Source organism: Halomonas sp. AOP43-A1-21 (assembly GCF_052376775.1).
Lineage (GTDB): Bacteria > Pseudomonadota > Gammaproteobacteria > Pseudomonadales > Halomonadaceae > Vreelandella > Vreelandella colorata.
Window position 1 is genome coordinate 1 of record NZ_JBQSWC010000091.1, and the last position, 919, is coordinate 919.

The window sequence follows — 919 nt, forward strand, 5'->3', positions numbered from 1 at the left end:
TGTAGTGGTCAAGTAAAACTGGCCACCGCTTTATAGTTAACCCAGTACTTTTCCTCTGCCTGGTTCGGACTCATACCACCGTTATGCTGGTGAGGCCTAAGCTGGCTGTAATACCCGATTAAATAGTTCACGATATGATGCTGCCCCTGCAAGAATGAGCGATAGCCATACGTTGGCACCCATTCAACCTTTAAGCTCCTGAAGAAACGCTCCATTGGCGCATTATCCCAGCAATTACCACGTCGGCTTAGACTTTGTTTTACCTGGCATTTCCAGAGTGTCTGACGAAACTTACGGCTCGTATAATGACTGCCCTGGTCGCTGTGGAATATAACCCCTTTTGGCCGCCCACGGCTCTCATAAGCCATTTTCAATGCGCTGCTGGTGAGTTCGCTATCGGGTGATAACGACATCGACCAGCCAATCGTTTTCCTAGCAAATAAGTCCATGACAACGGCTAGATAAGCCCAGCGTTTGCCAGTCCAGATATATGTGACGTCGCCACACCAAACGCGGTTGGGCGCCTCAACGTTAAACTGACGCGCTAAGTGGTTCGGTACCTCAACATGTTCGTCACCTGTTTTCTTGTAGGTGTGCCCAGGCACTTGGCAGCTAATTAGGCCAAGCTTTTCCATCAGGCGGCCAGCGCGATAGCGACTTAACGGCACATCCTGCCTTGTCGCCATCTCTGCGATGCTGCGCGCCCCTGCAGAGCCTTCGCTCTCGCGAAAGAGCTCTCTGACCTTGGCTATTTCCTTAGTCTTCGTGGCACACACAGGTCTTTTTGAACGTTGTCTCCAGTATTTAAAGCTGCTGCGATGCACGCCAAACACGTCACACAGTTTTTTTACCGGGTAGCTCGTCTTGAGTTTCTCGATTAGCGAGAAGTGTTCAGGGAGTCCGACATCAAGAGAGCGGT

At 50.8% G+C, this 919-nt stretch carries 1 protein-coding gene; it reads right to left on the bottom strand.

The features are described 5' to 3' along the window. Positions 1-8 precede the first annotated feature (8 nt). The coding region (locus ACT3R7_RS20675) for an IS3 family transposase (protein ID WP_496199460.1) at positions 9-919 on the bottom strand (911 nt) is incomplete at its 5' end.